18 protein-coding genes and 3 other annotated features are annotated in these 25806 nt (G+C 46.5%); of the genes, 4 read left to right on the forward strand and 14 right to left on the reverse strand.

The genetic code is table 11. The features are described from left to right. Positions 1–248: 248 nt before the first annotated feature. Positions 249–492: a binding site (T-box leader), on the reverse strand. A 313-nt stretch (positions 493–805) separates the two neighbouring features. Next, positions 806–2788 (reverse strand): methyl-accepting chemotaxis protein, encoded by a 1983-nt coding sequence (locus C232_RS0104115; protein WP_018661573.1) that lies wholly within the window; start codon positions 2786–2788, stop codon positions 806–808. Between the two features lie 332 nt (positions 2789–3120). Continuing rightward, positions 3121–3333 (forward strand) — a binding site (T-box leader). A 66-nt stretch (positions 3334–3399) separates the two neighbouring features. Here C232_RS0104115 and C232_RS0104120 point away from each other — a divergent pair. Together C232_RS0104120 and serA are read left to right on the forward strand one after the other, a co-directional pair. Further along, the gene (locus C232_RS0104120; protein WP_018661575.1) at positions 3400–4560 is read left to right on the forward strand and encodes a pyridoxal-phosphate-dependent aminotransferase family protein; all 1161 of its coding nucleotides are present in this window, start codon (positions 3400–3402) and stop codon (positions 4558–4560) included. Then, a complete protein-coding gene (gene serA / locus C232_RS0104125) occupies positions 4553–6178 on the forward strand; it encodes a phosphoglycerate dehydrogenase (protein ID WP_018661577.1) in 1626 nt (541 codons plus the stop codon). The genes C232_RS0104120 and serA overlap by 8 nt, the downstream gene beginning before the upstream one ends. Positions 6179–6241: 63 nt before the next feature. Here the strand turns inward: serA and C232_RS0104130 are convergent, their stop codons facing one another. The 11 genes from C232_RS0104130 to ilvD form a co-directional block, all read right to left on the reverse strand. Beyond that, positions 6242–7270 (reverse strand): PTS sugar transporter subunit IIC, encoded by a 1029-nt coding sequence (locus C232_RS0104130; RefSeq protein WP_018661579.1) that lies wholly within the window; start codon positions 7268–7270, stop codon positions 6242–6244. Between the two features lie 590 nt (positions 7271–7860). After that, a complete protein-coding gene (locus C232_RS0104135) occupies positions 7861–8988 on the reverse strand; it encodes an HAD family hydrolase (RefSeq protein ID WP_018661580.1) in 1128 nt (375 codons plus the stop codon). Positions 8989–9150: 162 nt separating this feature from the next. Further along, positions 9151–10161: a threonine ammonia-lyase gene (gene ilvA, locus C232_RS0104140; protein ID WP_018661583.1), complete on the reverse strand. Its 1011-nt coding sequence runs from the start codon at positions 10159–10161 to the stop codon at positions 9151–9153. A 5-nt stretch (positions 10162–10166) separates the two neighbouring features. Beyond that, positions 10167–10748: a 3-isopropylmalate dehydratase small subunit gene (gene leuD / locus C232_RS0104145; RefSeq protein ID WP_018661585.1), complete on the reverse strand. Its 582-nt coding sequence runs from the start codon at positions 10746–10748 to the stop codon at positions 10167–10169. 34 nt (positions 10749–10782) lie between these two features. After that, positions 10783–12198, reverse strand: a complete 1416-nt coding sequence (gene leuC / locus C232_RS0104150) for a 3-isopropylmalate dehydratase large subunit (RefSeq protein ID WP_018661587.1) — start codon at positions 12196–12198, stop codon at positions 10783–10785. A 66-nt stretch (positions 12199–12264) separates the two neighbouring features. Then, entirely contained in the window at positions 12265–13362 is a 1098-nt protein-coding gene (gene leuB / locus C232_RS0104155; RefSeq protein ID WP_018661589.1) for a 3-isopropylmalate dehydrogenase, read from the reverse strand. 21 nt (positions 13363–13383) lie between these two features. Beyond that, a complete protein-coding gene (locus C232_RS0104160) occupies positions 13384–14925 on the reverse strand; it encodes a 2-isopropylmalate synthase (RefSeq protein WP_018661592.1) in 1542 nt (513 codons plus the stop codon). Continuing rightward, entirely contained in the window at positions 14912–15940 is a 1029-nt protein-coding gene (gene ilvC / locus C232_RS0104165) for a ketol-acid reductoisomerase (RefSeq protein ID WP_018661594.1), read from the reverse strand. The genes C232_RS0104160 and ilvC overlap by 14 nt, the downstream gene beginning before the upstream one ends. Before the next feature lie 28 nt (positions 15941–15968). Beyond that, entirely contained in the window at positions 15969–16490 is a 522-nt protein-coding gene (gene ilvN, locus C232_RS0104170) for an acetolactate synthase small subunit (RefSeq protein WP_018661597.1), read from the reverse strand. After that, positions 16487–18202, reverse strand: a complete 1716-nt coding sequence (gene ilvB / locus C232_RS0104175) for an acetolactate synthase large subunit (protein WP_018661599.1) — start codon at positions 18200–18202, stop codon at positions 16487–16489. The genes ilvN and ilvB overlap by 4 nt, the downstream gene beginning before the upstream one ends. Positions 18203–18637: 435 nt before the next feature. Beyond that, positions 18638–20338: a dihydroxy-acid dehydratase gene (gene ilvD / locus C232_RS0104180; protein WP_018661600.1), complete on the reverse strand. Its 1701-nt coding sequence runs from the start codon at positions 20336–20338 to the stop codon at positions 18638–18640. Positions 20339–20818: 480 nt separating this feature from the next. Then, positions 20819–21059, forward strand: a binding site (T-box leader). A 62-nt stretch (positions 21060–21121) separates the two neighbouring features. On the opposite strand from ilvD, the gene brnQ reads away from it, so the two are divergent. Then, on the forward strand, positions 21122–22474 hold the full coding sequence (gene brnQ / locus C232_RS18370; protein WP_018661602.1) for a branched-chain amino acid transport system II carrier protein: 1353 nt from the start codon (positions 21122–21124) through the stop codon (positions 22472–22474). Positions 22475–22614: 140 nt separating this feature from the next. Here brnQ and C232_RS0104190 read toward each other — a convergent pair whose 3' ends face one another. Beyond that, positions 22615–23472 (reverse strand): STAS domain-containing protein, encoded by an 858-nt coding sequence (locus tag C232_RS0104190; protein ID WP_018661604.1) that lies wholly within the window; start codon positions 23470–23472, stop codon positions 22615–22617. Positions 23473–23979: 507 nt separating this feature from the next. On the opposite strand from C232_RS0104190, the gene C232_RS0104195 reads away from it, so the two are divergent. After that, positions 23980–24270 (forward strand): hypothetical protein, encoded by a 291-nt coding sequence (locus tag C232_RS0104195; RefSeq protein ID WP_018661606.1) that lies wholly within the window; start codon positions 23980–23982, stop codon positions 24268–24270. Between the two features lie 123 nt (positions 24271–24393). On the opposite strand, the gene C232_RS0104200 is transcribed toward C232_RS0104195, so the two are convergent. After that, positions 24394–25647 carry a hypothetical protein gene (locus C232_RS0104200; RefSeq protein WP_018661608.1) on the reverse strand — a complete coding sequence of 418 codons (1254 nt, stop codon included), beginning with the start codon at positions 25645–25647 and terminating at the stop codon, positions 24394–24396. Positions 25648–25806 lie beyond the last annotated feature (159 nt).

Here is a 25806-nt window from a genome sequence, read left to right on the forward strand (position 1 = left end):
CATTTACGCCTCCACATCCGGATAGCTTTTGGGCTTTGACTTGTTTGGCAGTCTTACCCTGTAAGAGTACGCCTGATGGTATTCGTGTTCCTCGGGTCAGAATTTTGCCTCCAGCTTCCTTCAGATTCCACTTCACAATGGACACCCTTGCTCTTGGCTAATGGTTGGTCGCTATCTACCCCCATAGCGGACTTTCGCCGCCTAGCGAATCGTCATGCGCGGCGCACCAAAAAGGGTTCCCCATCCTATGAAAGGACGGGGAACCCGCGGTGCCACCTTTATTAGCTACATCAGCCCAGCTTTAGCGGTATCAAAAACACTTCTTTAATACCCGCCTTTTGTAACGATAAGGCATTCGCCAAAGCCTACTTCATAATCGTTTCAGTTTGGAAGCTCGGAAGTCCATTCACCTGCACCTCATCACCGGTTTACACCCGCCACCGGCTCTCTTTGGAATCGATACAAGTTACTACTCTTCTTCATCGCCTGGAATGTTTAATTGATTAATAATTATATTAATGCTGAAAAATCGATTTGTCAACCTTATTTTTAAAATTTTTTTATTTTTTGCCGCCCGTTTTTGGCATCCGGCTAACGAAACGGGTACCAAAGACCGTTGACTGCTTTAATACACTTTTCCGGTGTGGAAAGGTACCGAAGCTTCCCTTTCCGTTGTATGCGCCAATTCCGCTTGCCCCGGACGCCGCCAAACGGAAGATACGGAGAGGTAAAATGGGTGCACCGTGTCATTGATGCTAAAACCAAAGATAAAGGCGTTCTGATTTTTTGGCTGCCAACGTTATTTCTAAAATTTATATTTCTTTACCAGGTCTTGCAAATATTCTGAGAGGTAGGATAGGGATCTTGCTGAGTCGGCCATGTCATCCATGGCGTTCCGGTGCTCGTCGATGGATCCTGCCATTTCTTCCGTTGCTGCGGCATTTTCTTCTGCAATATGGGCGAGTTCATTGGCTGTTGATGTGACTTCCTGTACGGATGCCGAAATTTCTTCGGAAACAGCCGCCATTTCTTCAATTTGCGGCGCGATTTCTTCCATGCCGTCCATAATCGTTTTGAATTTCCCGATTGTATCTTCCGAGCGGGACACACCGTCTTTGACGTCTTTTGAAACCTGCTCCATTTCCTGGACGGAGTCTTCCGTGTCGTTTTGGATCTTTTGAATCAGTTTTTCAATTTCCTTTGTGGAAACTTGCGACTGGTCTGCAAGTTTTCTGATTTCCTCCGCGACAACTGCAAAACCTTTCCCGTGTTCCCCCGCCCGTGCAGCTTCTATGGCAGCGTTCAGGGCAAGCAAATTAGTTTGCGCTGCAATTCCCTTAATGACCTCGGTAATTTGGCTGATCTGCTTGGAATTTTCAGAGAGTGCCTGAATTTTATTGTTTGAAAGCGCAACGGACTCGGAAATGGAATTCATTTGCTCAACGGTTTCCCGAACCGATTCGCCGCCGATTTTCGCATGCTCCATCGTTTGCTTCGTCAGATTTGAAATGGTCATCGTGCTGTCGGTCACTTTTTCCATCGCTTTTGCAATTTCGCTCATCGCTACAGCACTGTTTTCTGTCCCGTTTGTTTGCGTCTCAGCACCGCTGGCAATCTGTTTGACGGCTTCGTTGATTTCACGGCTTGCCGCTGTTGTATTCTCCACATTCGTTTTTAGTTTTTCAGAGGAGGATACGACCATATCGGCACTTTTATCAACTTGATCCAACAAATCCCGTAAACTGTCCTGCATCTTCTTAAAGCTTTGCGCCAGTTCCCCCACTTCATCATTTCGCCGGATATCAATTTCCTCAGTTAAGTCTCCGTTGCTGATATTCAGTGCGGAATGTTTCAGGCGGTTAAGCGGCTTCGTCAATGACCGGATCACAACATATGTTAACGCCATGCCTAAAACAAGGAAAATGATGACCATTGTCATCGTTTTGTTCACAATCGGCCGGGCTGCATCATCAATTTCCCTGGCATACATCGTTCCGGCAATTTTCCATCCAGTCAGCTTTTCTGTCGTAAACACCATTTCCTTCTTTTCACCTTGGTAAGCGTAAGTGATTTTTCCGGCCTGCTTGCCGTAAACATCATCGTACACTTTTTCAGTCGCATAGGCGCCCGCTTTTTTCCCTGGCATCCTGATAAAATGCCGATCAGCATCTAACAGGACGGCATAGCCTTTCTCGCCAATTTTAATATTTTTGGCAAGGTTTTGGATTGTAGTGATTTTGAGATCGACCGCAACTACGCCTGTTCCGTCTGCCGTTGTTTTTGCAATCGTGATGACGGTATCCCCTGTCGATGCCGCTTGGTAAGGAGCGGTAATCACGACCTTTCCCGGTGTTTTCATCGCCTGCTTGTACCACGGTCGCTGCCTCGGGTCATAATCTGCAGCCTGGTTCAACTTCGGTTCCTGAATCATGATACCATCATTTGTCCCCACATAAATGCTTATAGTATCCTCGTTTAAATCTTTATATTGGCTGAACTTTTCACGGATGGCAGGGCTTTTCTCCCCTTTGTATTGTTTTGAGGTAATTTGCTTTGAGTAGTAATCCACATCCTGCATTTTTGGCTGCAACGTATCATCCACTACGTTTTTTAAAACTTTTACATTTTCACTAGCATCTTCCAGCATCCGGCTCCGGACTTCTTTTTTTGCCGACTGTGTCGAGCTGTATCCGATCAGCACGGAAGGAATCAGCAAAACGGCCAATAAGGAGACAAGTAATTTGGCTTTCATATTCCAGCGTGCATGGCTTCTTATCGTTTTTTTCATATAGAACTGCAACTCCTTTGATAGCTTACTTTCTAACCTATTTATCGTATCCCGCTGTTCCTTCCTGTATAGTACTTTAGACCTGTATACTTCTTTTAGCCAGATGAAAGCGATTCAAGTTTTTTGCAAAATAGGCGAAAAGTCCTTGACATACCGTCGATCCGGCCAAAATATGACTAATTTGTGAATCATGAGAATGAAGATGGGTAACCCAACTATCAATGCCTAAATAATTTAGCATATAAAAAGATTTTAAAATTGTTCCATTTTTCCCTTTACAAGAGTGAAAACTACTGTTAGAATATTCAACAAAGAGCAAGTGAAATCGACAGACACAAGTCATGATGAAGAGGGCGCCTTGCAAAAAGCCTCAGAGAGTCGGTGGTTGCTGCGAACCGATGCTTTTGCAAATGCAATGCCTAGCGCTTCTGAACTGGCCGGCTGAAATAACAGTAGGCTGTCCCGGCATACAACCGTTATCTGCTTACGAGGCTGCAGATATTTTGCAGTAAAAGAGGGTGGCACCGCGTCTTCACGCCCCTCATAACAAGAATCCGTCTTGTTATGGGGGGCGTTTTATTTTTACACATTAGAATTGGAGGATGACATACATGCTTTTTTGCAAGGAATCTTTATTTACACCCGGCCCGACACCTGTTCCGGATCGGGTAAAACAGGCAATGAACCAACCCATGGTGGCGCACCGCAGCCAGGTGTTCTCCAAGAGTCTGCAACAAGTTGCAACCAGATTAATGCCGGTATTCGGAAGTAAAGAACCGGTCATTGTCATTGCCGGCAGCGGGACATCCGCACTGGAGAGCGCCGTTTGCAATACGGTTCATGATGGGGACCATGTTGTTGTCGTCGTAACCGGCGTATTCGGGGAACGTTTTGCCTCCATCTGCGAGACATACGGGTCCATTGTACACCGCCTTGACATCGAATGGGGCAAAGCGTGCCGGCCTGAACAGCTTGAAACCTTTTTAAAAGAGCTGGATCATCCGGTGCAGGCTGTTTTTGCCACGTACTGTGAAACATCAACATCTGTTTTAAATCCGGTCAAAGAACTTGGCGCCGTTGTAAAAAGGTTGACAGACGCACTCTATATTGTCGATGGTGTCAGCTGCATCGGCGGTGTCCCGGTTGATATGGAAGATTACAAGATTGATATTTTGGTTTCCGGTTCGCAAAAAGCGCTGATGCTGCCACCTGGGCTTGCGTTCGTAGCGGTTAATAAGCACGCGAAAGATGCAATCAAAAGCGGCCCTGCCAAACGCTTTTATCTCGATTTAAACCGCTACATCCAATCGTACGAAGAAGGGACGACAACACCGTTTACCCCGCCTGTTTCACTCGTTTACGGCGCAAACGAAGTCTGCCAGATGATTGAAGAAGAAGGTTTTGATCAAGTCATTAAACGGCATGAAGTCCTGAAAAACATGGCCAGGGCCGGCATTAAAGCTTTGGAACTCCCGTTATTAGTGGAAAAAGACGAAGATGCTTCGCCAACTGTAACGGCTGTAAAACCGGCGGAAGGCAAAGCCGATTCATACAAAAAATACATGCAGGAGCATTTTGCGATGACGCTTGCGAGCGGCCAGAAACGCTTAAAAGGCGAGATCTTCCGCGTCGGGCATATGGGTTACAGCACCCCGTTTGATGTCCTGAACTTTCTAAGCGCCCTTGAAATTGCCGCTCATGATCTGGAAGGGAAAGACACATTTGGCAAAGCCGTTAAAAAAGCCGAGGAGGTATGGAAAGCATATGTATAAAATTTTGGTAACAGATAAAGTCAGTGATCAGGGACTTGCAAAATTATATGAACATCAAAATTTCACTGTGGAACATCAAACCAACCTGACACCTGCAGACCTCAAAACAGTCATTGGCGGGTATGACGGGCTTATTGTCCGCAACCAGACAAAAGTCACAAAGGAAATCATCCAGGCAGCCGGAAACCTCCGCGTCATCGCGCGCGCCGGCGTCGGTGTTGACAATATTGACATCGATGCTGCGACAAGAAAAGGCATCATTGTCGTGAATTCCCCCGGGGGCAATACGATTTCCGCCACTGAGCATACAATGGCGATGATGCTTTCGCTCTCCCGCAATATCCCGCAGGCCCATCATTCCGCATCGCAGGGCAAATGGGAACGGGAAAAATTCAAAGGCGTCGAGCTGTTTAAAAAAACTTTGGGCATTATTGGCATGGGGAAAATCGGCACAGAGGTCGCAAAACGGGCAAAAGCTTTTGAAATGAGCATTATTGGCTATGATCCTTACTTAACGGAAGAACGGGCAAGCAAATTGGGCGTAACAAAGGGGTCACTTGATGAAATTGCCGAACAGGCTGATTTTATCACCCTCCATACGCCGCTTATTAAAGAAACACGCCACATCATTGATGAAGCATTTTTAGCCAAAACAAAAAAAGGCGTCCGCATTATCAATTGCGCGCGCGGCGGCCTTGTCAATGAACAGGCGCTCCTTCAGGCCATCGAGGACGGGCATGTCGCCGGCGCTGCTTTGGATGTATTCGAAAAAGAACCGGTGATTACAGAAGGGCTGCTTAAGCTGCCAAACGTCATCGTTACGCCGCACCTGGGTGCATCTACCCAAGAAGCACAGATCAGGGTGGCCGAAGACGTAAGCGAAGAGATCATCAATATTTTTGAATCACAGTCGATCCGCCATGCGATCAATATGCCGCAAACTTCCGGGAAAAACCAGGAACGCATGGAACCGTATCTGTTACTTGGCGAACAGGTCGCCCAGCTCGGCATCCAGCTGCTGCATGAAGCACCGGAAAAAATTGACATTACTTATGGCGGGGAACTGCTCGATGAAGATACGAAACTGATAACGAGAACGATTATGAAAGGGATACTTAGCCACCATCTTGGCAGCACGGTCAATTTGGTCAATGCCCTTCATCTGTTGAAAGAACAGGGGCTTACCTACAATATCCAAAGGAATGCTTCATACAAAGGCTTCTCAAATTATATGGAAGTCACCCTTTATAAAGAAGGAAAACAGGTCAATATCGGGGCTGCAATCATCAACGGCTTCGGCGCCCGGATTGTAAAATTAAATGATTACCGCATCGATGTCCGCCCTGAACAGCATTTGCTTTATATTAAACATTTGGATATTCCGGGCATGATCGGCCAGGTCGGCTCCATTTTGGGTGATAACGATACGAATATTGGAACGATGCAAGTGGGCCGGAGAGAGATTGGCGGTGAAGCGGTGATGGTACTCACGCTTGATAAAACCGTCAGCCAGCCTGTTTTAGACCAAATCAAAGGCTTGATCGGCATGAAGGATGCGCAAATACTCGAGCTGACAACCGGCTATACGTTTCAGGAAGAACCATTTGTAGAAGTATAATTTGCAAAAGTATAGAAGAAAGCGAAAAAAACCGGGCCGCCCAGCCCGGTTTTTCGTTTGGTCTTATTGAACTTCCATCCGCAGATCCCCGGCCTTTGCCCAGCCGAACATTTTCATAAGGTGATACATGCCAAGCGTTGTGAAAAGAGGAAGAATAACGCCGGCTCCGACATAAGCCATAAATACCACGGCACCCTGGTTTGCCAAAATATTGAGTGGTGCAATCATTGAATTTAAGCCAAGCCCGCCCAGTTCATATGGTACTTTCAAATGAAAGGCCATTGTAGCGACCGGCGCGCAGATCATCGACGAGATAAACGGCGGGATTACAAGCCGCGGATTCTTTACCAAATTCGGGAATTGAACTTTTGGTGTAATCAGAGACTGGGCAATATTTCCGCCCCAGTCGTTTTGTTTCAAAGACATGGCCGTAAATCCTACAAACTGGACTGTACAACCGATTAATGCCGCAGCACTTGAAACCGGATCAAGCTGTAACGCAATTGCAAGCGCTGCTGAAGATGCAGGCGACATCAGCAAGATGCTCCAAACAAGTGAAACAATCATTGAACCAAGCAACGGTGAACCTTGTACAGAAGTCGTAATTTCTCCGCTCAGCCATTGAAGAAATGGGGTCGTAACAGCAGCAAGTCCGACTCCGGCGACACCGCCGACCAGAACCGCTGCAAATGGGATCGCCATCATATCCAATTTTGTTTTACCGGCAATCCGTTTTCCCACCCAGGTAGCAATTACGGCAGCCAATACCGCACTGACAGGCTGCCCGGTGACAATTGTAATTAAACCGTCCGGTGTCGTGCTGATTGCATTTCCACCAATCGCCGCACAAGCCATTGTGCTGAAAATGACCAGTGTATTTCCGCCGAGCTGATAGGCAATCCCCGCACCAATTGCCGGAGCCAATACGGATTTCGTTGCTGTGCCAATTGTCAAAAATCCGTCCCAGCCCAGAAATTTGCCGAATGTTTCAAACAGAAGGCCGATCCCTAAAGTCACAAGCACCGCATTTGCAGTACCTACTGAAGCTTTATACATTCGATCGATCAAATAGTCTTTTGTTGCCTGTTTCATCTTCCCCACTCCTTGGTAGTTATAAAATATTCTCTTATAAGTGCGTAAATAAATTATAGTTGTTTCAATTTTCTGTTAAAGGCAAGTAAATAAAAACGCGCTCGATTTCGATGGGCGCTGTTAAAATTCCCGCTTGAGCGCCGCCACTTTGAACACGAAGCGGACTCAAACAAATTCAAATAAATGAATGGTTTAGTCCGGCTTCAGCATAATAAAATAATGAGTAAAATATCTTGATCCATAATTCGTATCATGTGGATGAACCCCTTTTTTAATTTGATGTTGCAATATTACATCAATTTTAAAAATAAGTCAATCTTTAATTTTATTTAAAAATATTATTTTCAAACATTTTTTTGACATTTTTATCGTGTTGTCGCTGGTAAAATTGAACGGTATGTTATGCCAGAAAAATATTTATATTAGACTTTCTTACAACTTTTCCGCACAATGCATACGATATTCTCCAATAGATCTATTGCCGCCGGGAAAATCACATCCATTCTAATTTTATGTAACAATACCTCACACATCATGTAGGATGATGTGGAAAGGCGGCAATGAGAAGTTTGCCGCCTTTTCAATACCATTTAAAATATATTTTTCAATTCTGTCACATTTTCAAAAATATAATCCGCACCATGCGCTTCAAATTCGGCTCTTGCTTCTTTTCCGGATAAGCCGGTTAAAATCCCGGCAAATACGCATCCCATTTTTCTGGCAGCCAATAGATCTGCCAGCGAATCCCCGACAATCAGGATTTCATCGCCGTCAGAGAGCGGCAACTCGGCAGTAGTACAGGTACGGACATTTGCCTGTTTCCCTTTTAATGCCAGCAAATACGTAAACGGATTTGGCTTTGCAAGCGGGACGCCCGCTCCCAGTTCCTGTTCCGCCTTCAGAACTTCATCCGCGGTCACGATATGGTTTTCATCAAACAACTCCAGCCACCCTAAAGCCTTAAACGGCCCGAACGTCTCAAGCTGCGGCCTGCCCGTTCCTACGCCGAGCTGGATTCCTTTTTCTGACAGATGCTGAAATAAGGCGCCGATTTCTTCCGGAGCAGCAAGCGGGATTTCTTCCTCCAAAAAGCCTTTTTTCCCGGTTTGCACGCTCGGCCTGCCAGTTGATGATAAAATATGCTGATCCCCCACATACCATTCCTGGGAAGCGTGTTCGCATATGGACCAGAGCGTACCCTTCCTGCCAAGCACCGTACCCTCAATGCCAAATTTTTCAAAAGCGAGCTCATCCAATACCTTCAAAAGTGCCTGCTTCGTCTCCGTTCTTCCTTTAAAATCAGCCAGAAATGCTGAAAAATCCAGAGCAAGCGGATATTTCGAAAGCACCTGCCTGATTTCGGCAAGCACGTCTAAATCCATTTCATGGGTCAGCCATTCCTTGATGTGCGCCGCTTCCGGTTCCTTTATTTGCGCAAGCAGGTGCAAAAGCTGGTAACTGAAGGTTAAATAAATCATATCCCAGTTTGCGTTCAACCCGCGGGATTTTAAAAACCGCAGGACCTCATCATGATTGAAAACTTCAGCCCTGATCCTATTGATTTCCTCATCTGTAAGATTTGTTTTGAATTGATCCGGTTCAAGCCCTAAATAATGGCTGCTATGTATCATTTCCCAAACGGTTAAGCCGGACGCATCAAAATAGCGCTCTTCACTTAATAAAACGCCATCTACATCAAATAGTACCGTTCGAATCATTTCTTCACCTCTTTCCTACTTTAGTGTAACAAAATTTTCAATCATTTTCATCGTTTTTTTAGAATAACCGCATCATTTCCAGGACTGCAAAAAAGCGCCGTACCGCACAAAAGGATTCCCGGATTTTGCACCTTCATTCCTGATGCGGCACGGTGCCGTTTTTTACAAAGCAACAATCCTACGTTTTTTTTTGCCTGACATGGCCAAATGTTTAAAATGCGATATTTTATCCAGGTCCGCATTCCCGCCGCTGACAACGATGCCGATATGTTTGCCCAGTACACCCGGCTTCCCGCTCAGCACAGCAGCAAAGGCAGCAGCCCCGGCACCTTCAACGAACATTTTCTCGCGTTCAAGCATATAAATAATCGCCGTGGCGATCTCTTCATCACTGACTGTCACCACATCATCAACATACTGATTGATGAGCGGAAAAGTCAGCTGCCCCGTTTCTTTCACAAGGATGCCGTCTGCAATCCCGGATACATGTGCAAGCCGCCCGCTGCTGATGCCTTTATACCGGTTATAAACAACAGGCGCCCCTTCAGACTGCACCCCGACCACTTTTATTTTCGGGTCGAAATGTTTAATCAAACAGGCCATGCCGGCAATTAAGCCGCCCCCGCCGACTGGAACTACAACCGTGTCCAAATCGGAACACTGCTGGATCATTTCGAGTGCAATGGTACCCTGGCCCGCCATTACTTCATAATCGTCAAAAGGGTGAATAAATGCTGCCCCGCTGATTTGCTGGTCAAGCACTGCAGCCTCATACGATTCCTGAAAAGATTCTCCTGTCAGTACGACTTCCGCACCGTATGCTTTTGTAGCCAGCACTTTGGCAAGCGGCGTTTTTTTCGGCATATAGATCTTGGCTTTGATCCCGAGCTTCGTAGCCGAGAACGCCACCCCTTGTGCATGATTGCCTGCAGAGGCTGCGATGACGCCGTTTTTCCTGGCTGCATTTGGCAGGTTGGTCAGCTTATTCAGCGCCCCTCTGATTTTAAAAGACCCGGTCCGCTGCAGATTTTCCATTTTAAAATAAAGCTTTGCCCCTGCCATTTCATTAAATGTCTTCGATTCGTTTAAAGGCGTCCGGTGGATCACCGGCAGTAAATTTTCAAATGCTTCTATAACATCCTTTGTTCGCAAGGAATCCCCATTTTTCGTCACACTCCTCATTGGACAGACTGTTCATATTTTGAAATTTCTTCTTCGAGCATTAAAGTCAGGCCGATTTCATCCAGCCCGTTTAGCAGCATATGTTTTGGATACGGATCAATGTCAAATGAAAATTCAGCATTTCCGTTTGAAACGGTCTGTTTTTCTAAATCAACCGTTACATAAAGGGAGTCCGCTTCTGCCTCTTTCAACAGTGCTGCAACATTTTCTTCAGGCAGTTCAATCGTTAAAATCCCGTTTTTCAAACAGTTATTGTGAAAAATATCGGCAAAGCTGGGAGCGATAATCACTTTAAACCCGTAATCCTGCAAAGCCCAGGGCGCATGTTCGCGCGAAGAACCGCAGCCGAAATTTTCTCCGGCGACAAGAATCGAAGCGCCTGCGTATTTCGGGTCATTTAAAGGAAAATCAGCCCGCTTCTGCCCGTTATTGTCGAAGCGCCAGTGATAAAACAGGCATTCCCCAAAACCCTGTCTTTCAATTCTTTTTAAAAATTGCTTTGGGATGATCTGGTCAGTATCCACATTCTTTCTGTTTAAAGGAAAAACAAGTCCTGTCAAAGTTTTAAATGGCTCCATCCTATCTATCGCCTCCTTCAAAAGCGGAACTTTTTTATCCGGCTGATACGGTTTGATCCAGTTTTCTTACATCAACAAATTTGCCGTAAACGGCGGCGGCTGCAGCCATGACCGGGCTGACAAGATGGGTTCTGGCGCCGTTGCCCTGCCTGCCTTCAAAATTGCGGTTTGAAGTGGAGGCGCATCTTTCCCCTGCCGGCACTACATCGTCATTCATGGCAAGGCACATGCTGCAGCCGGATTCCCGCCATTCAAAACCGGCTTCCGTAAAGATTTTATCCAAGCCTTCTTCTTCCGCCTGGGCTTTGACGCTTTGCGAACCGGGCACAACCAGGGCGCGCACCCTTTCACGGACATGCCTGCCTTTCACCACTTCAGCTGCTGCCCTCAAGTCTGCAATCCGCGAGTTCGTGCAGGAACCGATAAAGACATGCTGAACAGGAATGTCGGTAATTTTCATCCCGGGTTCCAGCCCCATATAGCGCAAAGCTTTCTCAACTGCCTGGCGTTCGCCCGCATCTGCAATCAGAGCCGGATCAGGCAATGTTTCATTCACCGGCAGGCACATGGATGGGTTGGTCCCCCATGTAACTTGCGGCTCAATTTCACTTGCATCCATTTCAAGCGTACGGTCATACACCGCCCCTTCATCCGAAGCAAGCGAAAGCCATTCCGCAGCTTTTGCTTCAAAATCTTCTTTCGGCGCATATTTTCTGCCTTTTAAAAATGATATCGTGGTTTCATCCGGGCTGATCAGGCCTGCCCTTGCGCCCGCTTCAATCGACATATTGCAGACGGTCATCCTTTCTTCCATCGACAGGCCGCGGATAGCATCTCCCGTGTATTCGACAATATAGCCGGTACCGACGCCAATCCCGAATTTTGCAATCACTGCCAGGATTAAATCTTTTGCCGTGACCCCGGCGCCAAGTTTTCCGTTTATCTTGATTTGCATTGATTTCGGCCGCTTTTGCCACAGCGTCTGCGTTGCTAAGACATGTTCGACTTCACTCGTGCCAATGCCGAATGCCAGTGCCCCGAATGCCCCGTGTGTTGAGGTGTGGCTGTCGCCGCAGACAATCGTTTTCCCGGGCTGGGTTAAGCCGAGTTCAGGGCCGATGACATGGACAATGCCTTGGTCGGGATGGCGGATGCCTGCAAGCGGAACTCCGAATTCTTTACAGTTTTTTTCCAATGTTGACATCTGTTTTTTAGATATCGGATCTTTTGAGATTCTCTGCTTTGTCGTGGCGACATTATGGTCAACTGTCGCAAACGTTAAATCCGGCCTTCTCACTTTCCGGCCGTTCATCCGCAACCCTTCAAACGCCTGCGGAGAAGTCACTTCATGTACAAGATGAAGGTCAATATACAGCAAATCGGGTTTTCCCGCTTCCCGGTGGACTAAATGGCGGTTCCAAATTTTATCAATGATCGTTTGTGGTGCCATCGTATCACTCCCATCCACATTCTTTGATTACACTTTATGCAAAAATACCATTCTATTTGGTTCGCATTAAACATGCAGGCTTTTGGCATGGTTTTCTTTCAAATGATCAATAATTTTATCCGCGAGTTCATTTGTGCTGACAATTTTTCCATCCGGCACTTTTAGATCCCCTGTGCAATATCCGGCAGCAAGCACAGCATCCACCGCTTTTTCAACTGCTGCCGCTTCTTTTTCAAGCCCGAAAGAATAACGCAGCATCATTGCGGTTGACAGGATCATGCCGAGCGGGTTGGCTTTGCCCTGGCCTGCAATATCAGGGGCGGATCCGTGCACCGGTTCATACATGCCGAACCGGTCCGCGCGCAAACTGGCTGAAGGAAGCATGCCGAGGCTGCCCGTAATCATAGAGGCCTCATCGCTCAAAATATCCCCAAAAAGATTTTCCGTGACGATCACATCAAATTGCCCCGGCCTCGCGATCAGCTGCATCGCCGTTGCGTCAACCAGCATATGTTCCACTTCCACATCAGGATAACGGGATGCGGTTTTATCAACTATCTCGCGCCACATCCTGCTTGATTCGAGGACATTGGCTTTATCGACAGAAGTTAACTTTCCTCTGCGGATCTGTGCAAGCTGAAAGGCTTTCTCTACAATCCTTTCGATTTCAGTTTTGGAGTATTGCAGGGTGTCCACAACCGATTCTTTTTCCGGCCCGCGCCGTTCACTCGGTTGCCCGAAATATAAGCCGCCGGTCAATTCCCTTACAATCAGCAAATCAACTTTATCGATCACTTCAGGTTTTAATGGTGCTGCTGGCAACAATGGGCGATATGCCTTTACCGGCCTCAAGTTTGCAAACAATCCCATTGCTTTGCGGAGCCCGAGCAGCCCTTTTTCCGGCCGGAGCCGGGCGGGGTTATGGTCCCATTTCGGGCCGCCCACTGCACCGAGAAGGATCGCGTCACTTTCGCGGCACAGTTTGAGTGTTTCCTCTGGAAGCGGCGAGCCCGTTTCGTCAATCGCCGCGCCGCCGAGCAGCCCCTTTGTAAATCCTGCTTCATGGTTAAAACAAGCGCATACTGTTTTCAATACGCGGACGGATGCATCCATTACTTCCGGCCCGATGCCGTCTCCCGGCAGAACAGCAAGCTTCATCTTCATTCGGATCCCTCCTCCTGTTGCTCAGACATTTACTTTGTTTCTGGCTGGCTGTTTGGAAACCATCGACCGGTTAATCGCATTTAGGAAGGCCTTTGCTGAAGCCTCCAAAACATCCTGCGCCGAACCGCGCCCGCCTGATTCGGACGCCTCATAATTGATTTTCACATATGCATCCGCAAGCGCGTCCTTCCCTGAACCGACAGACTGCAATTTGTAATCCATTAGCCTAACCGTACCCTCAACCATTTTGCTAATCGTATGGTAAATGGCTTCCACACTTCCGGATCCGGTACCGGCTTCTTCCAAAATACTTCCCTCAGGGGTTTTAATCCGGACCGTTGCCGTCGGGGTGTTCAGTGTCCCGTACTGGACTTGCACACTTTCAAGTTCGTATTGTTTTTCATCAGGCTGATTTGTCTGTTTATCTGCTAATATTGCAAATATATCATCATCAGTTACATGTTTTTTCCGGTCTGTTAATGCTTTAAATGCTGTGAAAGCTTCGTTTAATTTGTCCTGATCCAATTCAAAGCCGAGTTCCAGCGCCCGGTCTTTAAATGCATGGCGTCCGGAGTGTTTGCCAAGCACAAGGCGGTTGCTCGCAAACCCAACCAGTTCCGGTGTAATAATTTCATAGGTGGATGCTTCTTTTAAGACGCCGTCCTGGTGGATCCCTGCTTCATGGGCAAACGCATTCGCGCCGACAACGGCTTTGTTGCCGGGCACGACCATCCCTGTCAATTTGCTGACAAGCTGACTTGTGCGTTTGATTTCATCAAGTTTGAGCCCGGTTGCAGCCTGGTAAAAGTCTTTTCTGATGTGAAGTGCAACCGCGATTTCTTCCAGTGCCACATTGCCTGCCCGTTCACCGATGCCGTTGATGGTCCCTTCCACCTGCAGCGCACCATGTTCGATCGCAGCAAGCGTATTGGCCGTCGCCATGCCAAGGTCATCATGGCAATGGGTAGATAGAATGACATTTTCTATGTTCGGTACATGTGTCAATATATAATCATAGAGTTCACCATATTCTTTTGGTGTCGTATAGCCGACTGTATCCGGCAAATTAATGACATCTGCACCGGCTTTAATGACTTCTGTAATAATCTTGACGAGATAATCTTTATCAGAACGGGTTGCATCTTCCGCAGACCACTGGACCACAGAAAATTTTTGTTTTGCGTATTGGACTGCTTCTACTGAATATTGCAATACTTCTTCAGGGCCTTTTTTCAGTTTGTATTTCATATGGATGGGCGATGTTGCTAAAAAAACATGGATTCTTGGATCTTCAGAGGATTTTAAAGCATCCCAGGCCGCATCAATATCACGCTTGTTCGCTCTTGCCAAACCGGTGACAGAACTATTTTTTATTGTTTTTGCAATCGCTTCAACCGCTTGGAAGTCCCCTTTGGAAGAGGCAGGAAATCCTGCCTCAATGATATCCACTCCAAGCCTTTCCAACTGCTTCGCGATTTCGACTTTTTCTGCCATATTCAGGTTGACGCCTGCGGACTGTTCTCCATCCCTCAAGGTCGTGTCAAAGATATTAACCTTTCGCATTGGCAGCCACTTCCTTTTGTTTAATCGGATTTTTCACAAAAGGCATGAGCTCCCTTAATTCCTCTCCAACGACCTCGAGCGGATGTTTTTGTTCACGGGCATTGATCGCATTATACATCGGACGGTTCGCTTGATTTTCCAAGAGCCAGCCTTTTGCAAAGACGCCTTGCTGGATGTCATTCAATACCTCGCGCATCCGCTGTTTGGTTTCCTCATTCACAACGCGCGGGCCTGATACAAAGTCTCCCCATTGGGCAGTGTCGGAGATTGAATAACGCATGTTTTTCAATCCTCCTTCATAGATCAAATCAACGATCAGCTTCATTTCATGGCAACATTCAAAATAGGCAAGTTCCGGCTGGTATCCTGCTTCTGTCAGCGTTTCAAACCCGGCTTTGATGAGGGAAGTTAATCCGCCGCACAGGACTGCTTGCTCACCGAACAGATCTGTTTCGGTTTCTTCTTTAAATGTGGTTTCAAGCACACCTGCACGGGCAGCCCCGATTGCTTTTGAATAGGCAAAAGCCAGATCTTTTGCTTCCCCGGTAACATCTTGATAGACAGCCACAAGCGCCGGTACACCCGCTCCTTCAACGAAAGTACGCCTTACCAAATGTCCCGGGCCTTTTGGTGCGACCATGAAGACATCGACATTTTCAGGAGGCACGATTTGCGTAAAATGGATGTTAAATCCGTGGGCGAATGCCAATGCATTTCCAGGATACAAGCCAGCTTCAACTTCTTCCTTATATACCTTTGTCTGCTGCTCATCCGGCAAAAGCATCATGACAACGTCTGCTTCTTCTGCAGCTTCTTTCACAGATTTAACGGCAAATCCGTCTTGAGCGGCTCTGTCAAATGATCTCCCTTTCCTAACGCCCACAACTACATCATATCCGTTGTCACGAAGGTTCTGTGCGTGTGCATGGCCTTGGGAGCCATATCCAACGACTGCGACTTTCTTACCTCTTAATACGTCTTCCTGTACATCTTTGTCATAATAAACTTTTGCCATTTTGATTCGCTCCTTTTCAGCTGTTTATTTATTTTAGTAAAGAATATGATGTCAGGTCGGTCACTTGTTTTTGAGAGCCCCGTAAGAAGGCAGTCAGACCGGTCCTCACCATTTCTTTAATCCCATAAGGTTTTAACAGATCCACCAATGCTTCGACTTTATCACTGTCGCCGGTGACCTGGATGGTGACACTTTCACGGCTGACATCAATAATTGATGCCCGGAAAGGTTCGACCAATCCGCCAATTTCGCTCCTTGTCTGCGCGGTGCTTAATACTTTAATTAATGCCAGCTCCCGCGAAACAATTGCCTGGTCGGTCACATCCTGGACTTTTATGACATCAATCAATTTATTCAGCTGCTTGGTTAACTGCTCGGCTTGGCGGTCGTCTTCCACATTGACGACAATGGTCATTCTTGAGATGCCTTCCGTTTCTGTGCGCCCGACCGTAATACTGTCGATATTAAACTGGCGCTTTGCCAAAACACCTGTAATCTTGTTCAAGACGCCGCTTTGGTTCAAAACAGTAGCTACGACAATTCTTTTCATGGCTTCACCCCTATCATTTCGTGCAGCCCCTTGCCCGGCGCGACCATCGGATTCACTTTTTCCAGCCTTTTCACCCGGCAGTCGATCAAGACCGGCTCATCATCCTGCACCACGGTTTGCAGCGTTTGTTCAAGCTCTTCGTTATTCAGCACGCGGATGCCTCTGATGCCGTAACTTTCGGCTAATTTTACAAAGTCAGGCTGGACGGTAATCGTTGAAGAAGAATACCTTTCATTGTAAAAAGACTCCTGCCATTGGCGCACCATGCCGAGATACTGGTTGTTGACAATGATAATTTTCAACGGCAGATTCAGTTCTTTCACAACGGCAAGTTCCTGTAAGGTCATTTGAAAACCGCCGTCGCCGACAATCGCTACGACTTGCCGCCCGGGACAGGCAATCTGTGCGCCGATCGCTGCCGGGAACCCGAAGCCCATCGTGCCAAGGCCGCCTGATGTGATCCAGCTGTTTGGTTTTTCAAAACCGTAAAATTGTGCCGCCCACATTTGATGCTGCCCGACATCTGTCGCAACAATGGCTTCCCCGTTTGTATAATGGTGGATTCTTTTGATCACATGCTGCGGGGAAAGTTCTTCCCCCTCTTGTTCATACCAAAGCGGATAAGCTTCTGCGTTGGCTTTTACATGTTTGACCCATTCATCGGTTCCATTGTTTTTCAGATCTTCAGCGCAGATTTTTAGCAGCGCTTCTTTTGCATCGGACACAATCGGAATATCTGTTTTCACATTTTTTCCGATTTCGGCCGGATCAATATCAATATGGACCACCTTTGCCTGCGGGGCGAAATATTCCAGGTTGCCGGTAAGCCGGTCATCAAACCTTGCCCCGATATTAATCAGCAGATCGCTTTCGCAAATCGCCATATTTGCCGCATAGGATCCATGCATGCCGCCCATACCGAGGAATAACGGATGGCTGCATGGAAAACTGCCCAGCCCGAGTAAAGTATTGACGACCGGAATTTGGCACTTTTCTGCAAACTCCCGCAATAAATCAGAAGCATTGGCATGCAGGATGCCCGCCCCTGCCAGAATCACCGGTTTACGAGCGTAAGAGACTGCCTCTAACAGCTTCTTGATTTGCAGCGGATTCGGTTTAAAATTCGGCTGATATCCGGGCAGGTGCACCTCGGCATCTGTTGGAATTTCAATGGTTGCCCTCTGGATATCTTTTGGAATATCGATCACAACCGGACCCGGCCTGCCGGAGACTGCAATATGGAAAGCTTCTTTCACGATGCGCGGCAAATCCTTTAAGTCCCGCACCTGATAGTTATGTTTCGTAATCGGCGCCGTCATCCCGATCACATCCGCTTCCTGGAAAGCGTCAGAACCAATGACAGAACTGGCTACCTGGCCGGTGAAGATAACAAGCGGCAGGGAATCCATCATCGCATCTGCAATTCCCGTGATTAAATTGGTCGCACCCGGTCCTGATGTGGCAATAACCACACCCGGTTTCCCTGTTACCCGTGCATAACCTTCCGCCGCATGGATAGCACCCTGTTCATGGCGGGTCAGGACATGCCGGACCGATTTGTCATATAATGCATCATAAATGGGGAGAACTGCACCGCCCGGATAACCGAACAAGACTTTTACCCCTTCATTGGCAATTAACCGGACAAGTGCGTCTGCCCCGCTGCATGCAGCTGTTTTCACATTCCCATCCATCCTTGCTTTCGCGCACACAATCTAACCTCCTCGTCGACATGTGCAGGCGCCGGCGTCTTGGCACCTGCCAAAATTAGAAATGACCAATCAATGATCATGCTGGGGCCGCCCCTATCTTTACCAGGGGGAGCACCACTGGCTGATTCCTGTATTCCAATAAAAAATGCCTTTTATCCTTGAAAACGGCAAATGAAAGTTTACCGGTTTTGCAGGGATGAAAAGGCATCTTTTCACGGTACCACCCAACTTCGCGGCGTTTTCACAAACACCGCCTCATGCAGCTTCCAAACTTGGATGCTGCTTTTTTGTAACGAGTCAGCTGCAACAAGCTGCTGACTCGGCAGACCCTAGTTGGCAACAACGCCGTTCAGGCCCGCACTCGGGGGAGATGTCGTGATTAGGGGTATTATCGGTTTTCCAGCATCCCCGACTCTCTATCAATACCGGTTCTAATCACTTTGTCCCCGTCAACGTTTTTTTCGCTGATCCAATTTTCATAACTCCGCCTGTATTGGCAGAGGTCACCAATGCGGCATATCTTGCTAAATAACCACTTGTAATTTTCGGTTCCGGCTCCTGCCAATTTTCTTTTCTGCGCCTGAGCACGTCATCCGGTACAAGCAATTCAATCCTGCGGTTTACTAAATCAATGGAGATCCGGTCGCCGTTTTCTATAAAAGCAATCGGCCCGCCTTCTGCTGCTTCCGGTGAAATATGGCCGACACATATCCCCCGGGTCGCACCGGAAAATCTGCCATCTGTAATCAAGGCAACTGTTTTGCCTAAGCCGCGCCCCATAATGGATGAGGTCGGCGCGAGCATCTCCGGCATGCCCGGTCCTCCCTTCGGCCCCTCGTAACGAATGACAACGACATGGCCTTCATGGACCAGCCCGCTGTCAATCCCGGCCTGCGCCTCTTCCTGCGACTCAAAAACAATGGCTTCGCCGGTAAAGGTTTTGATGGAAGGATCTACTGCCCCGACCTTGATCACCCCGCCATTTGGAGCCAAATTGCCATTTAAAATCGACAGGCCGCCAACCGGGCTGTATGGTTGATCTTTCGGGCGAATGACTTGCGGATTTTTAATCTCAGCATGTTTTATATTTTCATAGACGGTTTTGCCGGTAATTGTCAGGCGCTCCGGATGTACAGCCCCCCTTACCTTGCATAATTCATGGATGATCGCGCTGATGCCGCCAGCCAGGTGGACATCATGCATCGAATAATCCGATGCCGGCATGATCTTTGCCAAATAGGGAACGCGTTTTGCCACTTCATTGATGCGGCCTAAATCATACTCAATACCGGCTTCATGTGCGATTGCCAATGTATGTAACACCGTATTTGTCGACCCGCCCATTGCCATATCGAGCGCAAAGGCGTCATCGATTGCATCTCTTGTCACAATATCACGCGGGCGGATGTCCTTTTTAATACAGTTCATTAAGTATTGGACGGCCTCACGGATAATGCGGTGCCGGTCTTCTGATGTGGCCACGATGGTTGCATTCCCAGGCGGAGTAAGTCCGAGCATTTCCATTAATGAGTTCATGGAATTTGCTGTGAACATTCCGGAGCACGATCCGCAAGTAGGACAGGCACTCGTTTCCAGCATTTTCAATTCTTCGTAGCTCATCTTTCCTGATTTATGGGCGCCGACACCTTCAAAAACTGATGTCAGGGAAAGCTGTTTGCCATCCGGCGCTTTTCCCGCTTCCATTGGGCCGCCTGAGACAAACACAGCCGGAACATTTGTCCTGACTGCCGCCATCAACATGCCGGGCGTGATCTTATCACAGTTTGGAATATAAAATACCCCGTCAAACCAGTGTGCATTGATGACCGTCTCTGCACTGTCCGCAATGAGTTCACGGCTCGGCAGCGAATAGCGCATCCCGATATGGCCCATCGCAATGCCATCATCCACGCCGATTGTGTTAAATTCAAAAGGTACACCGCCTGCTTCCCTGATCGCCTCTTTTACAACTTCAGCAAACTTATTTAAGTGTTTATGGCCTGGAATAATATCAATATAAGAATTGCAGACACCAATAAACGGTTTGTCAAAGTCTTCAGTTTTCAGTCCGGCAGCATACAATAAACTGCGGTGCGGGGCGCGGTCAATCCCTTTTTTGATCATGTCACTTCGCATTCCACCACTCCCATTCAATCATTTCCTGGTGTTCATCCTTCACGTTTGGCACCAAATATTTTCTTATTTGCCTTGCGTGAATTTTTTATATTCTTTAATTGTTGTCAATCATACGACTTATAGGGTTTCAGGTCAACCCTTTTTTGTCAATTTTTTTGACAGTTTTGATTTGAGCGTCTACTTGGAAACGCTTCCATTACTGTTATAAACGGATTTTCATCGTTTTGAATTTTTTTATGCGCAATATATGTTGTTAGCCTTTCGCAGTACGATCTTCTGTTAAACGGATGTTGGCTTTTCGCAGCACGATCTTCTATAAAACGGAGCCGGGATTAAATTTGGCATCTATAGAAGAAAATGAAGCAGCCTTCCATCAGCGGGGACTTCTTTTATCATTCTTGCTAAAAAGTTTAAAAATGATATTGACACAAAAAATATTCAGTGATAAGCTTATTTTCAAATAATACGAACCAATACTTTTCAAAATCAATGACGAGAAGAGTAGGCCAGGGAACTTGTCCCCCAGAGAGTTGGTGTTTTGCTGAAAGCCAATGTTCAAGCCCTTTCCGAAGATCACCTCTGAGATGCAAAGCTGAAACGATAGTAGGCTTTGACGGATTGTCCACCGTTAGAAGGAACACGTATGATGGTACGTTGACTGGAGTGCTGCAGTTTTTATCTGCAGAATTAGGGTGGTAACGCGAGCAAACTCGTCCCTTTATTTGGGGGCGGGTTTTTTATTTTTCTATTATTTTATTTTTCATCATAAAGGAGCAGACAGATATGAAAAGAAATGAGACTTTATTTATCGGCTTTATGCTTTTTTCCATGTTTTTCGGTGCCGGGAATTTAATTTTTCCTCCACTGCTCGGTGTCCAGTCCGGAACATCCTATTGGCTTGCGATGGCTGGATTTATTGTTACCGGGGTTGGGCTGCCTGTTTTGGTAATTGCAGCGGTTTCAGTAGTTGACGGCGGCATCCAGGCGATCGGCAACCGGGTCCATCCGCTTTTCAGTACGATTTTTACCGTGATCGTTTATTTATGTATCGGGCCGTTTCTCGCAATCCCGCGGAATGCAAATGTCGCCTACGAGATGGGCGTGCGGCCGTTCCTTTCCGGCTCTGCCCGGCATTCATCTTTATCCTTACTGCTTTTTAGTTTCGTATTTTTCCTGCTGGTTTACCTCGTCAGCTTAAATCCGGATAAAATGTCAAAATACCTCGGCCGTTGGATCACGCCGGTGCTGCTGGCCGCGATGGTAATTTTATGCGCAGTCGGTTTCTTCAGGCTGATGGGCCGCCCATTCCAGGCTCCGTCGGCAGGTTATCAATCCGTTCCGTTCTTTAAAGGGTTTATTAATGGCTATTCAACAATGGACGCACTTGCATCATTGGCGTTTGGAATCGTGATTTTAACGGCAGTGAAACACCGCGGTGTACATGATAAGAAACAATTAACCGCCTATACATTAAAAGCGGGGCTGATTGCCGGCTTGATTCTCGCGCTGGTATATCTGGCACTTGGATTTATCGGTGCAAAAATGGCATCTGCCGGCACTTTCCAAAACGGCACCGATATTCTGACAGCAATGTCGGCACTTCTTTTCGGAGAGGCCGGTAAAGCATTGCTCGGATTCATCTTTATGCTGGCATGTTTTACAACTGTTGTTGGTTTAACCACTGCATGCGGGCAATATTTTTCAGAATTAATGCCGCGTTTCAGCTACCATCAGATTGTCATTGCAGTATCATTGGTTGGTTTTACACTTTCCAATCTTGGGTTAAACTTTATTTTAAAGTTCTCTGTACCATTTTTAGAGATGGCCTATCCGGTAACGATCGTCCTGGTCGTTCTGACGTTTTTCCATCATCTTTTCAACGGTTCCAAAAAAGTGTATGCCTGCACATTGTTATTTGCCGGTGTATTTGCAGTCATTGAAGGGCTTGAAGGCTTTGGCGTCCCACTAGGCTACGTTCAAACCTTCGCGCAAAGTTTGCCGCTTGCTTCAGCAGGCCTTGAATGGGTTGTACCTGCACTTTTCGGCGCTGCTGTAGGCATCGCGTTAAGCAAATGGGGCCCGCACACCGAACCACAGCCGGCTGTGAATCCCAAAGTAACCAACGATAGCCTGTAACTTTTCATAATCCGTCTTGCCCATATATCAAAAAATCCCGGCTAATGCCGGGATTTTTTCATTTTGACGGGTTTCTTCTATAATATTGTACCGGGATACAGGTTTTGAACTTCAAGCTTCCTTTTGGCCGGATTCGTACTTTAACAGAGATGGGGGTCCTGTTTATTTTCATCCATTTTAATATAATCCCTTAACGCCTGCTGCAATGTACCTTTTGTTTCGGCCTTGTTTTCAAAAGACAAGCCCTTTAAGACCAGTTCCCGGACAATTTGCGGACGCAGCCCTGTAATCACGACACGGCAGCCCATCATCGCGTTTCCGTCAATGATTTTAAAAATATGTTCAATCACATCCATATCCATCTCTGCAATTCCTGAAAAGTCCATGATTAAGGTTTGGATATGCATTCTTCCTACTCCAAGCAGTACTTTTTCTTCAATTATATTAGACCGGAAAGAATCGATAGACCCGATCAAAGGTAAGATAGAGACAGACGGTGTAATCGGAATAATCGGTACCGAAAGATTTTCCACCAGCCGCTTTTGCGTATCAATCAATTTATCCTTATAGGTGGAATAGCAAATAAAAAATTGGTTTAAAAACTGGTCAATTTTATCGTTGACCCTTTTCTCCATGTCGAAGAAATAATCCTGATCAACTTCTGTCTGCGTTTGTTTACCATAGTCTTTTAAGTATACCCATAATGTCCTGCGGATAGCCTGGACCCACTCCAATTTAAACGCCAGCGTCAAAGAATGGGTTGCCCAGGCAATTCCCTCCTGATTTGCAAAATCAATGAGTTCTTTTTCCCGCTGTTCCACGACATATAAGACCAGCTTATGGGCATTATTCAACAGATCAATATTGCCGATCTTCAGAATTTCATCAATCTTATCCCGTACATTTACCGCTTCATTCAATAATTTCTCTTCAAACTCATCCCGATGTTCCAATAAAAATGCCTTAATTTCTTCCTTTTCATCTGTGATTGATCTCATTTCTGCGCACCTCATCCATCTAATTTATAAAGAGGCCTGTTCTCCCCCAGGCTGATAGTAAAGTTCCTTATTCCTTTAGCGTACAATTCTGCATCCCTTTTTGTCAGCAAAGCTGCCTATAACCGCTCTCTATTTTAAAAGAATACCATTCTTATACCCAGCCGGCCATCCCCGTAAACGTATATTTTGGATCTAATTTCCTATGCCATTTGGGATTTTCCACCAATTTTCGCAGGTAAAATTCTCTATACCCGGCAATGATATAAAAAATAATGTTCCTTGCAGCGGCTCTGTTTTCCAGATAAAATACATGAAGAAGTTTTTTATGAAACTTTCGCCTTTACTTCCCGTATAATGGTAAGGACCGCAGAAGCTGCAGGAAAAAACAGAAAAAAAACAGATAATGGATCTACAGGGCAAGCCTGCCGATCAACAAAAATCCTTATGGCTTAAAGCGCAGGGGTTATGCGATATTGACAAAAAAACGGTATAAAGGAGCATATGAACATGGCGTCACTAACACGAATATACAAAATACTGTTAGGCTTAACAGAATTATTTTTTGGCATTCCATTTTTGGGCGGAATCATTATCTTTTCAAATCTTTGGGCTCCTTTAGGCGGATTATTTCTGCTCCACCTTGTCGGGCTGGTGCTCGCCATTGTGGGCGGAAAAGCGAAGTGGGGGCATGTATTCGGGATGGCCGGCAATGTACTGGCGATCATCCCGGGTGTCGGTATGATTCTGCACATTTTAATCGGGATCGTTATTTTTGCCCAAGGGCTGCGAAACACGTAAAAAGTAAAGAGGCCGCATATCGAAGCGGCCTCCTTACTTTTTACAAAAATCTCCCCGATGTCTATGGAAATCCTTGATCATTTTTCATCCTTGGAAATTCATTCCAAAAGGCCTGCTTCAACCTTATTGTTCTATTTCAGCCGATTGAGGAAAACTTGCGCAGATCTTTTTCCACGCTCTTTTTGTATCCAAAAATTCCCGATAATGTTTTTCAACTTGCTTATGATACTGTTCAAATGCGGCAAGTACGTTCATGAAATCGTCCCGCCCAAAATAATGGCAAACTTTTGGCAGCGCATCAGCCAGCTGCCGCCGGGTTTCCCTGATCTTCGTTTCGTATTGCTCATGCTGTGTAATATACAAATAAAGCGGCTTATAGCGGATCCATCCCATGCATGCTTTGTAAAAACGTTCGATCACTTTTTTTGTATCCGCTTTAATATAGTTTAAATTTGTCGGCAGTACACCTGACAGAAGATGCTGGTAAATCCCGAATCCGTCGTGAAATGTATATACGGGAACACGAAGCACTCTGCGGCCGCTGAGGCATGTGCCTAAAAAAGTATCCTCACCGCGCGCATTCGGCGGATTGTAAAACGGAAATACACGGCTTGGGTCTGTTAAGTTCAATGTTAAATTCGATCCGGTAATAAATTTCGCCCTGTTTTCTTCTTTTATTTCCTCAACCTGTTCACTGACCAGCACGCCCGTATCTGCATAGGTCACCCCGCCATTTGCCATGACTGCCTTTATCGTCTCCCAGTTCACAATATCATTGCTGAGCGCTTGAATCAATTCTTTAAAATCGGCTTCCTTTAGCGTCTCATTAAAAGCAATATAAGGAATTGGGGAGATGTAGCCGCAATGAAAGCCATTGGTGATATCCGCTTCCCTGATATGCCTCAAGTGGGCACGCAACACCTGCTGGCCGCCCCAGATGGCATACGACCGCGTTTTCGTAACCGCAACCGGATACTCATCATCATCGAGAAACATTAAATAATCGATCCCCTTTTTCATCGCCTTATACATGATGATGTTCCGTTTCGCCGCGTATCCGTTTCCAAACAACAGCTGCGCCTCCTGTTCATCAATGATGCCGCGTGCCGTCATTGAACTGATTTCCTGATCTGTCTCCTTTTCCCCTATAAAGCAAGTACTGTCAAGATCCTCCATTAACTCCGGATCAATACGCAGGAAATCTTCCGGTTCAGCATCCTCATAACTTAGATCGTAGGCAACAAAAAGATGCAAGCGGATACGCTCGCTATCCGTTAATTCGGATTCCTTTAAATTATACATATAGGTTTTCAGGACCGCTTTAAAACTTTTTCTTCCAGTCACAAAACCAATTCCAACATTGATTTCATTTTTCATTACCCTATTCCACTCCAGTTTCGTAAGCTTCCCCTTTTTTTTTACCCTGAAGAAGCAAATGTAAACAAAAATGACATTTTCGGAAAACAGCTCATATTTATTTCATTCCCCGGGAAAAATTGAGCTAGTACAAACCCGTTCAAAATCCCCGGCGTTTAA

Source organism: Heyndrickxia acidiproducens DSM 23148 (assembly GCF_000374345.1).
GTDB classification, from domain to species: Bacteria; Bacillota; Bacilli; order Bacillales; family Bacillaceae_C; genus Weizmannia; species Weizmannia acidiproducens.

Bases quoted from the DNA above. Each gene is read 5' to 3' on its own strand.
- C232_RS0104115 (WP_018661573.1), bottom strand. From the start codon at position 2,788: ATGAAAAAAACGATAAGAAGCCATGCACGCTGGAATATGAAAGCCAAA.
- C232_RS0104120 (WP_018661575.1), top strand. From the start codon at position 3,400: ATGCTTTTTTGCAAGGAATCTTTATTTACACCCGGCCCGACACCTGTT.
- serA (WP_018661577.1), top strand. From the start codon at position 4,553: ATGTATAAAATTTTGGTAACAGATAAAGTCAGTGATCAGGGACTTGCA.
- C232_RS0104130 (WP_018661579.1), bottom strand. From the start codon at position 7,270: ATGAAACAGGCAACAAAAGACTATTTGATCGATCGAATGTATAAAGCT.
- C232_RS0104135 (WP_018661580.1), bottom strand. From the start codon at position 8,988: ATGATTCGAACGGTACTATTTGATGTAGATGGCGTTTTATTAAGTGAA.
- leuD (WP_018661585.1), bottom strand. From the start codon at position 10,748: ATGGAGCCATTTAAAACTTTGACAGGACTTGTTTTTCCTTTAAACAGA.
- leuC (WP_018661587.1), bottom strand. From the start codon at position 12,198: ATGGCACCACAAACGATCATTGATAAAATTTGGAACCGCCATTTAGTC.
- leuB (WP_018661589.1), bottom strand. From the start codon at position 13,362: ATGAAGATGAAGCTTGCTGTTCTGCCGGGAGACGGCATCGGGCCGGAA.
- C232_RS0104160 (WP_018661592.1), bottom strand. From the start codon at position 14,925: ATGCGAAAGGTTAATATCTTTGACACGACCTTGAGGGATGGAGAACAG.
- ilvC (WP_018661594.1), bottom strand. From the start codon at position 15,940: ATGGCAAAAGTTTATTATGACAAAGATGTACAGGAAGACGTATTAAGA.
- ilvN (WP_018661597.1), bottom strand. From the start codon at position 16,490: ATGAAAAGAATTGTCGTAGCTACTGTTTTGAACCAAAGCGGCGTCTTG.
- ilvD (WP_018661600.1), bottom strand. From the start codon at position 20,338: ATGCGAAGTGACATGATCAAAAAAGGGATTGACCGCGCCCCGCACCGC.
- brnQ (WP_018661602.1), top strand. From the start codon at position 21,122: ATGAAAAGAAATGAGACTTTATTTATCGGCTTTATGCTTTTTTCCATG.
- C232_RS0104190 (WP_018661604.1), bottom strand. From the start codon at position 23,472: ATGAGATCAATCACAGATGAAAAGGAAGAAATTAAGGCATTTTTATTG.
- C232_RS0104195 (WP_018661606.1), top strand. From the start codon at position 23,980: ATGGCGTCACTAACACGAATATACAAAATACTGTTAGGCTTAACAGAA.
- C232_RS0104200 (WP_018661608.1), bottom strand. From the start codon at position 25,647: ATGAAAAATGAAATCAATGTTGGAATTGGTTTTGTGACTGGAAGAAAA.